We start from the raw sequence: 12,251 nt of genomic DNA, 5'->3' as shown, positions 1-12,251 counted from the left end.
TTACCTTATTTTTGTTATCATTAATTTAACATACCAAGGAGGGCAGAAAAATGTCTACTAAAACGAGTCGTAAATTAATTAACATTTTGACTATTGTTACTACAATTATTTTAATTTTGCTAAGTATTTATTGGTATAGATTAGGAATTTTTACCAGCCAAGAAAAAATGAAGGCCTATCTAGCAGACAAGCAAATTATCGGTCCTTTGATTTTTACACTAATTCAGATAATTCAAGTTGTAATCCCCATTATCCCAGGTGGAGTTTCACTGCTTGGAGGAGTAATATTTTTTGGCCCAATATGGGGTTTTATTTACAATTATGTTGGGATATGTATAGGATCTATTATTTTGTTCTTTTTAGCCAGACATTATGGTAGACCCTTTATCTTGCATTTAGTTTCTGAAAAAACCTATGAAAAATACATGAAGTGGACAGCAAATCAGAAGAAGTTTAATTGGTTTTTTGGCCTATGTATTATTGCGCCAATGGCGCCAGATGACATTTTATGTATGATCGCCGGCTTAACTGAAATGAAGTTCTCAACATATTTATGGATAATTTTATTAGGAAAACCTTGGACCATTGCAGCTTACAGTTTAGGATTAGTTTATGGTGCAAAATGGTTAGTGAAGTTAGTAGGCAAGTAATGCTAGAAACCGAGAGAATTATTTTAAGAAAAATTGAACCTAAAGATGCTCCTACTCTTTTTAAGTGGGGACAAGATAATATTTATCACAAAAGTGCGGGTTATCAATATTTACAAGATTTAGATGCGGCTAAGAAAAGTGTCCTGCAATATCAGGCACGCCCATATAGTTACGGCATAGTACTAAAAGAAAATAATCGTCTAATCGGTTTAGTTGAACTATATGAACGTGGATTAGACGAATATAATGGTCTTTTACTAACAAAAGATCTAGGTTTTTTATTGGATAAAGAATATTGGCACAGAGGTTTAATGACTGAGGCATTACAACTAATTATTGGTTTTGCTTTTAACGAATTAGGACAAAATCAAATTTGGGCAGGTACATTTGTGTCTAATACAAATTCACAAAAATTGTTGAAAAAATTAGGATTTAGGTATGTTTATACCACTGATTATTCAATGGTTTCGTCACTTTTTAATTATCAAGAAAAATATTATTTGTTAACACCACAGGATTGGCATGATATAATGCAAATAAACATGAAATCCTAAGACTAATTTCAGAGAGCTCATGGGTGGTGTGAATGAGTAAAAAAGTCGTTTCCAGATTTCGAATGTGGGTAGGTAATTCTACACGGTTAGCACCGTTATCGCTTTTTGAGTGTGGTATTTTTTAACCAAATGTGGGTGGTACCGCGAACCGTGTAAGTCGATTCGTCCCAGTGTAGGGATGAGTCGGCTTTTTGTTTTATTTTTAAGGAGGAAATATGTTAGACATTAAAGTAATTCGAGAGAATTTAGACTGGTCAAAGAAAAAATTAGCTACACGAGGAATTAAACCAGAGGAATTAGATAAATTAGTAGCTATTGATAAAGAAAGACGTGAAGCTTTAACTAAGAGTGAACAATTAAAACAAAAGCGTAATGAAGTATCTGATCAAATTGCTCAAGCTAAACGCAATAAAGAAGATGCAAGTGATGCTATTAAAGCAATGCGTGAAGTAGGTAAAGAAATTAAGGATTTAGATAAAGAAGTAGAAGATTTAACTCAAAAACAAAACTATATCTTACTTCGTTTACCTAACTTCCCAGCAGACTCAGATCCTATTGGACCTGATGAAAGTTACAATGAAGAAGTTCGTAAGTGGCATGAGCCTACTAAACTTGATTTTGAACCAAAACCTCACTGGGAAATTGGAACAGAATTGAATATTTTAGACTGGGATACTGCCGCTAAAGTTTCAGGTGCTCGCTTTGTTTATTACAAAGGCGCAGGAGCATTGCTTGAACGTGCAGTTTCAAACTTCTTCTTAGATGAAAATACTAAAGATGGATATACTGAAGTAATTCCACCATACTTAGTTAACGATGCTTCTATGCAAGGAACTGGTCAATTCCCTAAGTTTACTGAAGATGTTTATACAATTGTAGATAATGATGATCCTGATAAGCCACGTGATTTAACTTTAATTCCAACTGCTGAAGTACCATTAGTTAATTACTTCCGTGGCAAGATTTTAGATGGAGAGCAATTACCAATTAATGTAACTGCATTCTCTCCAGCATTTAGAAGTGAAGCAGGATCAGCTGGACGTGATACTCGTGGATTAATTAGAATGCACGAATTTAGAAAAGTTGAAATGGTAAAAATTGTTGACGAAGAAAGTTCATGGGATGAATTGGAAAAATTAACCCATAATGCTGAACACTTACTTCAAAAACTCGGTTTACCATATCATGTAGTTGCTCTTTCAACTGGGGATGCAAGTTTTACTAGTGCAAAAACTTATGATCTAGAAGTTTGGATGCCAGCACAAGATAAGTATCGTGAAATTTCAAGTTGTTCAAACTGTACTGACTTCCAAGCACGTCGTAGTTTAATTCGTTACCGAGACGAAAACGGTAAACTTCATTTAGCACATACTTTAAATGGTTCTGGTCTAGCTGTAGGTAGAACAGTAGCTGCTATTTTGGAAAATTACCAAAATGAAGATGGAACTGTAAATGTTCCAGAAGCTTTACAACCATATATGCATGGGATGAAAGTCATCACTAAAGAACCAAAATTTGGTGAATAAAATTTAATAAAGTAAGAATGGTATTTAATTGCTAAAGTAGCAAAAGAATACCATTTTTTTATATCTAAAATACGAGAGAAAAGGCTTGAAATTAGCACTCTAAAAAAATATTGCTAATTTTTTGCAAAAAAGGGTTGACGAAAAGTGAAAAAGCCTGTAAAGTAATACATGCTGTTTGAGGCAAGCGAAAAGAGCGAATAAAAAAGTTCAAAAAAAGTTTGCCAAAGCGAGCAAAAGATGATAATATTATAAAGCTGTCATTTGAGAGAGATGAGAAAATTAAAAAAAGTTCTTGTCAAAGCTTAAAAGACATGATATAATATAAAAGTTGTCACATGACAACGGTAGTACCTTGAAAACTGAACAAAGTTTCGCTGAAAGTGTGCGGGATATAAAAATCCCAAACAAAAGCGAAGTCAATTCGTAAGCAATAAATTTGAGATAACTCAAAGAAAGTTTTAGAGCTAAACGATAAAAAGCTCATTTTCAAAAGGAAAATGAGAGTTTGATCCTGGCTCAGGACGAACGCTGGCGGCGTGCCTAATACATGCAAGTCGAGCGAGCTTGCCTAGATGATTTTAGTGCTTGCACTAAATGAAACTAGATACAAGCGAGCGGCGGACGGGTGAGTAACACGTGGGTAACCTGCCCAAGAGACTGGGATAACACCTGGAAACAGATGCTAATACCGGATAACAACACTAGACGCATGTCTAGAGTTTGAAAGATGGTTCTGCTATCACTCTTGGATGGACCTGCGGTGCATTAGCTAGTTGGTAAGGTAACGGCTTACCAAGGCAATGATGCATAGCCGAGTTGAGAGACTGATCGGCCACATTGGGACTGAGACACGGCCCAAACTCCTACGGGAGGCAGCAGTAGGGAATCTTCCACAATGGACGAAAGTCTGATGGAGCAACGCCGCGTGAGTGAAGAAGGGTTTCGGCTCGTAAAGCTCTGTTGGTAGTGAAGAAAGATAGAGGTAGTAACTGGCCTTTATTTGACGGTAATTACTTAGAAAGTCACGGCTAACTACGTGCCAGCAGCCGCGGTAATACGTAGGTGGCAAGCGTTGTCCGGATTTATTGGGCGTAAAGCGAGTGCAGGCGGTTCAATAAGTCTGATGTGAAAGCCTTCGGCTCAACCGGAGAATTGCATCAGAAACTGTTGAACTTGAGTGCAGAAGAGGAGAGTGGAACTCCATGTGTAGCGGTGGAATGCGTAGATATATGGAAGAACACCAGTGGCGAAGGCGGCTCTCTGGTCTGCAACTGACGCTGAGGCTCGAAAGCATGGGTAGCGAACAGGATTAGATACCCTGGTAGTCCATGCCGTAAACGATGAGTGCTAAGTGTTGGGAGGTTTCCGCCTCTCAGTGCTGCAGCTAACGCATTAAGCACTCCGCCTGGGGAGTACGACCGCAAGGTTGAAACTCAAAGGAATTGACGGGGGCCCGCACAAGCGGTGGAGCATGTGGTTTAATTCGAAGCAACGCGAAGAACCTTACCAGGTCTTGACATCCAGTGCAAACCTAAGAGATTAGGTGTTCCCTTCGGGGACGCTGAGACAGGTGGTGCATGGCTGTCGTCAGCTCGTGTCGTGAGATGTTGGGTTAAGTCCCGCAACGAGCGCAACCCTTGTCATTAGTTGCCATCATTAAGTTGGGCACTCTAATGAGACTGCCGGTGACAAACCGGAGGAAGGTGGGGATGACGTCAAGTCATCATGCCCCTTATGACCTGGGCTACACACGTGCTACAATGGACGGTACAACGAGAAGCGAACCTGCGAAGGCAAGCGGATCTCTTAAAGCCGTTCTCAGTTCGGACTGTAGGCTGCAACTCGCCTACACGAAGCTGGAATCGCTAGTAATCGCGGATCAGCACGCCGCGGTGAATACGTTCCCGGGCCTTGTACACACCGCCCGTCACACCATGAGAGTCTGTAACACCCAAAGCCGGTGGGATAACCTTTATAGGAGTCAGCCGTCTAAGGTAGGACAGATGATTAGGGTGAAGTCGTAACAAGGTAGCCGTAGGAGAACCTGCGGCTGGATCACCTCCTTTCTAAGGAAGGCGAAAGATGATGGAGAGTGCGAGAGCACTAAGAGAAGTCATCGAGAAAGCCAAGCGGAAGCACACTGAGAAACTTTGTTTAGTTTTGAGGGTATTACCTCAAGAGCTAGTACATTGAAAACTGAATATAATCAAAAGCAAAAAACCGAGACAATCGAAAAAACAGATTGAAGAGCGACCGAGAAGAGAGAGAAACTCAACTTGAAATAGGTCAAGTAGAAAAGGGCGCATGGTGAATGCCTTGGCACTAGAAGCCGATGAAGGACGTGACGAACCACGAAAGGCTTCGGGGAGCAGTAAGTAAGCAATGATCCGGAGATATCCGAATGGGGGAACCCAATACCGTGAGGTATTATCATTAACTGTTAAGGTTAATGAAGGAAGACGCAGTGAACTGAAACATCTAAGTAGCTGCAGGAAGAGAAAGAAAAATCGATTTCCCAAGTAGCGGCGAGCGAACAGGAAAGAGCCCAAACCAGCTGGCTTGCCAGTTGGGGTTGTAGGACTGCGATATAGTACTTGAAGTGATAGCAGAATTATCTGGAAAGATAAGCCAGAGAGGGTGAAAGCCCCGTACGCGAAATTGCAGAGAGACTTAGCAGGATCCTGAGTAGGTCGGGACACGAGGAATCCCGATTGAAACCGCGAGGACCATCTCGCAAGGCTAAATACTAACTAGTGACCGATAGTGAACCAGTACCGTGAGGGAAAGGTGAAAAGAACCCCGGAAGGGGAGTGAAAAAGAACCTGAAACCGTGTGCCTACAAGTAGTCAGAGCACATTAAAGTGTAATGGCGTGCCTTTTGTAGAATGAACCGGCGAGTTACGTTATGGTGCAAGGTTAAGTCAGAAAAGACGGAGCCGGAGCGAAAGCGAGTCTGAATAGGGCGAAAGAGTATCATGACGTAGACCCGAAACCAAGTGACCTACCCATGACCAGGTTGAAGGCGTGGTAAAACACGCTGGAGGACCGAACCCACGTGAGTTAAAAATCGCGGGGATGAGTTGTGGGTAGCGGTGAAATTCCAAACGAACTTGGAGATAGCTGGTTCTCTCCGAAATAGCTTTAGGGCTAGCCTCGTGTGAATGATAATGGAGGTAGAGCGCTGTTTGGACTAGGGGCCCGTCAGGGGTTACTGAATCCAGATAAACTCCGAATGCCAGATATCAATGCACGGGAGTCAGACTGCGAGTGATAAGATCCGTAGTCGAAAGGGAAACAGCCCAGATCACCAGTTAAGGTCCCCAAATCTATGCTAAGTGGAAAAGGATGTGGAGTTGCGTAGACAACTAGGATGTTGGCTTAGAAGCAGCCACCATTTAAAGAGTGCGTAATAGCTCACTAGTCGAGTGACGCTGCGCCGAAAATGTACCGGGGCTAAGCATAGTACCGAAACTGTGGATGCATATATTATATGCGTGGTAGGAGAGCGTTCTAAGTGCGGCGAAGTTAGATCGAGAGGACTAATGGAGCGCTTAGAAGTGAGAATGCCGGTATGAGTAGCGAAAGATAGGTGAGAATCCTATCCGCCGAAAGACTAAGGTTTCCTGGGGCAGGCTCGTCCGCCCAGGGTAAGTCGGGACCTAAGGTAAGGCCGAGAGGCGTAGCCGATGGACAACAGGTAGATATTCCTGTACTGAAATTGTTCGATATGAGCAAAGGAGGGACGCAGGAGGCCAATGACGCATGTTGCTGGAAATACATGTGCAAGCAGTAAGAAAAAAGATGAGTCAAATGCTTGTCTTTAGATTTCAAGCTGTGACGCGGAGCGAAATAAAAGTAGCGAAGGTCATGATGTCACACTGCCAAGAAAAGCTTCTAGCCAGAACAATTTTACCCGTACCGCAAACCGACACAGGTAGTCGAGTGGAGAACACTCAGGTGAGCGAGAGAACTCTCGTTAAGGAACTCGGCAAAATGACCCCGTAACTTCGGGAGAAGGGGTGCTGATAGTAAAATATCAGCCGCAGTGAATAGGCCCAAACAACTGTTTATCAAAAACACAGGTATCTGCAAAATCGTAAGATGACGTATAGGTACTGACACCTGCCCGGTGCTGGAAGGTTAAGAGGAGAGCTTAGCGCAAGCGAAGGTTTGAATTGAAGCCCCAGTAAACGGCGGCCGTAACTATAACGGTCCTAAGGTAGCGAAATTCCTTGTCGGGTAAGTTCCGACCTGCACGAAAGGTGTAATGATTTGGGCACTGTCTCAACGAGAGACTCGGTGAAATTATAATACCCGTGAAGATGCGGGTTACCCGCGACAGGACGGAAAGACCCCATGGAGCTTTACTGTAGCTTGATATTGAGTATTTGTTAAACATGTACAGGATAGGTAGGAGCCAGAGAAAGTAGGACGCTAGTCTTACCGGAGGCAATGTTGGGATACTACCCTTGTTTGATGGATCCTCTAACTCACAGAGCTGAGCGTTCTGGAGGACAGTGTCAGGTGGGCAGTTTGACTGGGGCGGTCGCCTCCTAAAGTGTAACGGAGGCGCCCAAAGGTTCCCTCAGAATGGTTGGAAATCATTCGCAGAGTGTAAAGGTATAAGGGAGCTTGACTGCGAGAGCTACAACTCGAGCAGGGACGAAAGTCGGGCTTAGTGATCTGGTGGTACTGCATGGAAAGGCCATCACTCAACGGATAAAAGCTACCCTGGGGATAACAGGCTTATCTCCCCCAAGAGTTCACATCGACGGGGAGGTTTGGCACCTCGATGTCGGCTCGTCGCATCCTGGGGCTGAAGTCGGTCCCAAGGGTTGGGCTGTTCGCCCATTAAAGCGGCACGCGAGCTGGGTTCAGAACGTCGTGAGACAGTTCGGTCCCTATCCGTCGTGGGCGTAGGAAATTTGAGAGGAGCTGTCCTTAGTACGAGAGGACCGGGATGGACATACCGCTGGTGTACCAGTTGTCTTGCCAAAGGCATCGCTGGGTAGCTATGTATGGAAGGGATAAGCGCTGAAAGCATCTAAGTGCGAAGCCCCCCTCAAGATGAGATTTCCGATGCGAAAGCAGTAAGACACCTTAAAGACGATGAGGTAGATAGGCTAGGAGTGGAAGCATAGCGATATGTGGAGCGGACTAGTACTAATCAGTCGAGCACTTGACCAAAGCTCAAAGGTTTAAAGGCTAGAGATTATATTCAGTTTTGAGTGTAAAAGCTCAGAAAGAGTACGGTGGCGATGGCAAGAAGGATACACCTGTTCCCATGCCGAACACAGAAGTTAAGCTTCTTAACGCCGAGAGTAGTTGGTGGGAAACTGCCTGCGAGGGTAGGCAGTCGCCGTGCTAAATGGAGGATTAGCTCAGCTGGGAGAGCATCTGCCTTACAAGCAGGAGGTCACAGGTTCGAGCCCTGTATCCTCCATTGAGTCGTTAGCTCAGTTGGTAGAGCATCTGACTTTTAATCAGAGGGTCGGCAGTTCGAGCCTGCCACGACTCATTGGCCCAGAAAAAACTCAAGCGGGTGTGGCGGAATTGGCAGACGCGCTAGATTTAGGTTCTAGTGTTTTCGGACGTGTGGGTTCAAGTCCCACCACCCGTACCATGCCGATTTAGCTCAGTTGGTAGAGCATCTGTCTTGTAAACAGGGGGTCGAAGGTTCGAGTCCTTTAATCGGCATAAAAATTGAATAAAAATGCGGAAGTAGTTCAGTGGTAGAACACCACCTTGCCATGGTGGGGGTCGCGGGTTCGAATCCCGTCTTCCGCTTATCATTATCATGCCGGGGTGGCGGAACTGGCAGACGCACGGGACTTAAAATCCCGCGGTTGGTGACAACCGTACCGGTTCGATTCCGGTCCTCGGCATATAATGATGCACCCTTAGCGCAACTGGATAGAGTGTCTGACTACGAATCAGAAGGTTGAAGGTTCAAATCCTTCAGGGTGCACACTTCGGGAAGTGGCTCAGTTTGGTAGAGCACCTGGTTTGGGACCAGGGGGTCGCAGGTTCGAATCCTGTCTTCCCGATTGTAGCTTAATAAGAAGGAAGTTACAGATGGCGGTGTAGCTCAGCTGGCTAGAGCGTCCGGTTCATACCCGGGAGGTCGAGGGTTCGATCCCCCCCGCCGCTATAGAGGTAAGCTTGGACCTTTAGCTCAGTTGGTTAGAGCAGACGGCTCATAACCGTCGGGTCGTAGGTTCGAGTCCTACAAGGTCCATAGGATCTTGGCTTTTTTTATATAAAAACATCGCGGGATGGAGCAGTCTGGTAGCTCGTCGGGCTCATAACCCGAAGGTCATAGGTTCAAATCCTGTTCCCGCAATATGGTCCCTTGGTGTAGGGGTTATCACGCCTCCCTGTCACGGAGGAGATCACCGGTCCGAATCCGGTAGGGACCGTAATGGCTCGATAGCTCAGTTGGTAGAGCAAAGGATTGAAGCTCCTTGTGTCGGCGGTTCGATTCCGTCTCGCGCCATTAGGAAGCAAGAAGTTGCGGGTATAGTTTAGTGGTAAAACGAAAGCCTTCCAAGCTTTAGTCGCGAGTCCGATTCTCGTTACCCGCTTCAAAGGAAAGGGGCCTATAGCTCAGCTGGTTAGAGCGCACGCCTGATAAGCGTGAGGTCGATGGTTCAAGTCCATTTAGGCCCATTGGAGATTTACTCAAGTGGCTGAAGAGGCGCCCCTGCTAAGGGTGTAGGTCGGTTTATACCGGCGCGAGGGTTCGAATCTCTCAATCTCCGCTTTAAGTAAACACACTAGTAATGGTACTAGTGTGTTTTTTTGTATCTTTGAAAATAAAAAACTCTTTGTCCAAGTATATGGATGAGTAGACAGAAAAAATGGCTCTTTTGCAAATCCTGTTGATGGATAATTTTAAGAAGGAATTAAGCAGCTAAGAAATAGCTGTTTGATTCCTTTTCTTTTATAATATTTTCTTCGAGTCTAATTCTAATTAATAAATGTTTGAAATTTCTATAGCCATAAGCAGTACGTTCAATTTGTTTAATCTTGCGGTTAACTCCTTCAAGACAACCATTAGAATAAGTTGAGGTAATACCGTTTAGGACACCAGAATAATTACGTTTAAAAGTTAATAGAGTTTGATGCATTTGTTTACCAACACTTTGTTTTGAATGAAGTAGATGGATAACTTTCTTTTCATCGTTATCCTGAATAGCAGTCATAAAGTCTTGCATAACCCAATAAGTATTTTCTAAGGTTTGGTCACAATCTAAACCATCTAAGACAACATGTTCCTGAGTGAGAGAGTCTTTAAAATGCCAATCGTAGTAGGGAGTAGTCTTATTAAGTTTGTCATATTTCATGAGATAAAGCTTCCAAGGAGACTTTAAAAGCTTATATTCATGGCTTTGCTTTTTAAATTGCTTCATGATTTGAACTCGGAAAATATTAAACGATCTAGTAAGCATTTGAACCATATGAAAACGGTCAATAACTATCTGAGCATTTGGAAATAATTCTCTAGCAACTAAAGGATAATAACAATTAAGATCCATAGTTACTGTTTTAACCATTGCACGAGCTTTAGGAGTGAACTTGTAAAAATAGCGTAGAATATCAGGTTTGAAACGAGTTCTAAGAATTTGAACAACTTTGTGAGTATCACCATCTAGACAAATAAAGTGAAGCTTTTTGCCTACACCTTTGAATTCATCAAAAGCTAAGTGTTCAGGGAGATGATCAAAGTTATCATAGAACTTAGAAGAGCAGGCTTCTAATACTCTTTGAACCGTGTTGACAGATACATTATGTTCTCTAGCAATGCTGGTCATTGAACGATCTTCAGTAAGAGCAGAAAGTATTTTTCGCTTAGAAGTGTTAGAGATATAGGAGCCTTTATTAACCAGATTAGATTGAGCCATAGATCTTTTTAAACAGTCATTGCAGAGAACACGTTGTTTTCTTAATCTGATAGTAACGGGCTTACTAGCATCAGCAGTAATGAAACGAACGTTAGAAACGTAATGACCGTTATGCTTAAGATTAGAGGAAAGACAGTAAGGACAATGGGACTGAATAAGTTTAGCTACATAGAGATTATGATATTTGCCGTTAATATATTTTTTTTAATAATCAGAAAAAATAATATTAGGATCTTCAATATTGAGATGAAATTTAATACAATCATTGTTAGAGGACATAAGCAATCACCTTTATTCTTTAGAGTGGAATCAGAAGATTTAATGCAGTGAGGCTTATGGCCTCTTTCTTTGTGTAATAAAAATCCTGTCGATAGAATATCATAGATATCCATCAACAGGAAAAAGTATAGAGCCAAAAATTATACAGCCGAAAAAATTATAAACTTAACTCCCAGAGTTGGATATGAAACCAACCTGGGGAGTTTGCTCTAAACAAATATACAGTTGAAACTAAATTAAAAGCAATTGGATTATTCGAAAATAGTCTTGGAAGTAGATAAATCTTAGTTTCCTTCCAGTCCCTTACCTTGATTGAACTAAGAAAATTTTTTTAGTCCCTTATTAGGAGTAAGACAATACTTGTGTAAGAGAGTGTCGAAAGTTCAGTTATGTAATAAGCAGAGAAAATTTCGATGTCTATTATGCGGACAAAAAGAGGTAAAGCAGCCGTCTTTTGAAAATTAGAGTAGAAGAGACAAATCCTTGATGCGGTGATGAGCCTTATATCTTTTCTATATGGCTTTTAAAGGCTCCTGAGGAGGAATTTAGCTTTAAAATGAAATAAAGAGTTTATAGAGCGATTTTTACATATTTCAAGGTCGTATTTTTGTTAGTCTAAAAAAAGACACATTGTTCAGATGGAACGAATGTTTCTATAGTTATATGGGCTAGCTAGTTTCTTATGTTTAATTCTTTAAGCAGGTCAATTATTTCTGCATTTTGCTTGATTAATATCCAGTTTTGAAGCTTTAATGTATCCTCTGGGGAAGTATTTTCCATTAGATCACTTTGGGCCGCTCTATGAAGAAGAGGCTTGTATGATGCTTCCGAATTTTCTAAGCCATATGCAGCTAAATGGGTATTAGTCATTTTATCTATATACTCATTAACTTGATTTGCATCTTTTTCAATCAATTCTTCTCTTTGCCAAGGAGTAAGTTTTGCATGATCTTCACAAATCATATTTCCATCAGCTAATTTAATTAGTTTTTTGCCTTTTTTGTTGTCAATAATACATCTTTCATTAGACATAAAAACACCTCCGTATACGCTTAGTGTAGCACCATATAGGCTTAAAGAGATAAAAAAAGAAATAAAGTAAAAAAATTAAAATTAGGGGTTGCATAGTTAGAATGTTTTTAGTAATATAGTTATTGCTGATGCGGAGAGTAACAAACAGCAAAGCTTCAAAAAAAGTTTTTGAAAAAAGTTGTTGACATCACTTTCTAAATCAGGTATGATTAATAAGTACGTTAAAAACGTATGGCCCGTTGGTCAAGCGGTTAAGACACCGCCCTTTCACGGCGGTAACATGAGTTCAAATCTCGTACGGGTCAT

Annotated in this window: 4 protein-coding genes, 17 tRNA genes, 3 rRNA genes and 1 pseudogene; 23 read left to right on the top strand and 2 right to left on the bottom strand. The window is 41.9% G+C overall.

The genetic code is table 11. The features are described from left to right. Positions 1-50: 50 nt before the first annotated feature. The 22 genes from GTO82_RS08235 (at position 51) to GTO82_RS08130 (ending at position 9,491) form a co-directional block, all read left to right on the top strand. Positions 51-650 (top strand): TVP38/TMEM64 family protein, encoded by a 600-nt coding sequence (locus tag GTO82_RS08235; RefSeq protein ID WP_180873148.1) that lies wholly within the window; start codon positions 51-53, stop codon positions 648-650. Next, positions 650-1,204 carry a GNAT family N-acetyltransferase gene (locus tag GTO82_RS08230; protein ID WP_180873147.1) on the top strand — a complete coding sequence of 185 codons (555 nt, stop codon included), beginning with the start codon at positions 650-652 and terminating at the stop codon, positions 1,202-1,204. Before GTO82_RS08235 ends, GTO82_RS08230 begins: the two co-directional genes overlap by 1 nt. A gap of 215 nt (positions 1,205-1,419) precedes the next feature. After that, positions 1,420-2,730 (top strand): serine--tRNA ligase, encoded by a 1,311-nt coding sequence (gene serS, locus GTO82_RS08225; RefSeq protein WP_004896642.1) that lies wholly within the window; start codon positions 1,420-1,422, stop codon positions 2,728-2,730. 493 nt (positions 2,731-3,223) lie between these two features. Further along, positions 3,224-4,796, top strand: a 16S ribosomal RNA gene (locus tag GTO82_RS08220). A 218-nt stretch (positions 4,797-5,014) separates the two neighbouring features. Further along, a 23S ribosomal RNA gene (locus GTO82_RS08215) occupies positions 5,015-7,917 on the top strand. A gap of 61 nt (positions 7,918-7,978) precedes the next feature. Next, a 5S ribosomal RNA gene (gene rrf / locus GTO82_RS08210) occupies positions 7,979-8,095 on the top strand. Together the 16S, 23S and 5S rRNA genes with 16 tRNA genes alongside form the textbook arrangement of a ribosomal RNA operon. A 5-nt stretch (positions 8,096-8,100) precedes the next feature. Then, positions 8,101-8,173, top strand: a tRNA-Val gene (locus GTO82_RS08205). A gap of 2 nt (positions 8,174-8,175) precedes the next feature. Further along, a tRNA-Lys gene (locus tag GTO82_RS08200) sits at positions 8,176-8,248 on the top strand. Between the two features lie 20 nt (positions 8,249-8,268). After that, positions 8,269-8,353, top strand: a tRNA-Leu gene (locus tag GTO82_RS08195). Between the two features lies 1 nt (position 8,354). After that, positions 8,355-8,427, top strand: a tRNA-Thr gene (locus GTO82_RS08190). Between the two features lie 18 nt (positions 8,428-8,445). Then, positions 8,446-8,517 (top strand) — tRNA-Gly (locus GTO82_RS08185). 12 nt (positions 8,518-8,529) lie between these two features. Further along, a tRNA-Leu gene (locus GTO82_RS08180) sits at positions 8,530-8,615 on the top strand. Between the two features lie 9 nt (positions 8,616-8,624). Continuing rightward, positions 8,625-8,698, top strand: a tRNA-Arg gene (locus tag GTO82_RS08175). A 5-nt stretch (positions 8,699-8,703) separates the two neighbouring features. Further along, positions 8,704-8,777, top strand: a tRNA-Pro gene (locus GTO82_RS08170). Positions 8,778-8,807: 30 nt separating this feature from the next. Beyond that, positions 8,808-8,881, top strand: a tRNA-Met gene (locus GTO82_RS08165). A gap of 13 nt (positions 8,882-8,894) precedes the next feature. Next, positions 8,895-8,968, top strand: a tRNA-Ile gene (locus tag GTO82_RS08160). 31 nt (positions 8,969-8,999) lie between these two features. After that, positions 9,000-9,073, top strand: a tRNA-Met gene (locus GTO82_RS08155). Positions 9,074-9,076: 3 nt separating this feature from the next. After that, positions 9,077-9,149 (top strand) — tRNA-Asp (locus GTO82_RS08150). 4 nt (positions 9,150-9,153) lie between these two features. Then, positions 9,154-9,226: transfer RNA gene (locus GTO82_RS08145), tRNA-Phe, on the top strand. A gap of 17 nt (positions 9,227-9,243) precedes the next feature. Continuing rightward, positions 9,244-9,314, top strand: a tRNA-Gly gene (locus GTO82_RS08140). An 11-nt stretch (positions 9,315-9,325) separates the two neighbouring features. Further along, positions 9,326-9,399, top strand: a tRNA-Ile gene (locus GTO82_RS08135). Between the two features lie 2 nt (positions 9,400-9,401). Continuing rightward, positions 9,402-9,491, top strand: a tRNA-Ser gene (locus GTO82_RS08130). Between the two features lie 144 nt (positions 9,492-9,635). On the opposite strand, the pseudogene GTO82_RS08125 reads toward GTO82_RS08130, so the two are convergent. Together GTO82_RS08125 and GTO82_RS08120 are read right to left on the bottom strand one after the other, a co-directional pair. Further along, positions 9,636-10,913 (bottom strand): annotated as a pseudogene (locus GTO82_RS08125) (ISL3 family transposase). A 672-nt stretch (positions 10,914-11,585) separates the two neighbouring features. After that, the gene (locus GTO82_RS08120) at positions 11,586-11,945 is read right to left on the bottom strand and encodes a hypothetical protein (protein WP_180873146.1); all 360 of its coding nucleotides are present in this window, start codon (positions 11,943-11,945) and stop codon (positions 11,586-11,588) included. Positions 11,946-12,178: 233 nt separating this feature from the next. Between GTO82_RS08120 and GTO82_RS08115 the strand changes: the two genes are divergently transcribed. Further along, positions 12,179-12,250: transfer RNA gene (locus tag GTO82_RS08115), tRNA-Glu, on the top strand. The last annotated feature ends 1 nt before the right edge of the window (position 12,251 follow it).

The organism is Lactobacillus johnsonii (assembly GCF_013487865.1).
Taxonomy (GTDB): Bacteria; Bacillota; Bacilli; order Lactobacillales; family Lactobacillaceae; genus Lactobacillus; species Lactobacillus johnsonii_A.
This window is presented reverse-complemented; position numbering and strand designations above follow the sequence as displayed.

Bases quoted from the DNA above. Each gene is read 5' to 3' on its own strand.
- GTO82_RS08120 (WP_180873146.1), bottom strand. From the start codon at position 11,945: ATGTCTAATGAAAGATGTATTATTGACAACAAAAAAGGCAAAAAACTA.
- serS (WP_004896642.1), top strand. From the start codon at position 1,420: ATGTTAGACATTAAAGTAATTCGAGAGAATTTAGACTGGTCAAAGAAA.
- GTO82_RS08230 (WP_180873147.1), top strand. From the start codon at position 650: ATGCTAGAAACCGAGAGAATTATTTTAAGAAAAATTGAACCTAAAGAT.
- GTO82_RS08235 (WP_180873148.1), top strand. From the start codon at position 51: ATGTCTACTAAAACGAGTCGTAAATTAATTAACATTTTGACTATTGTT.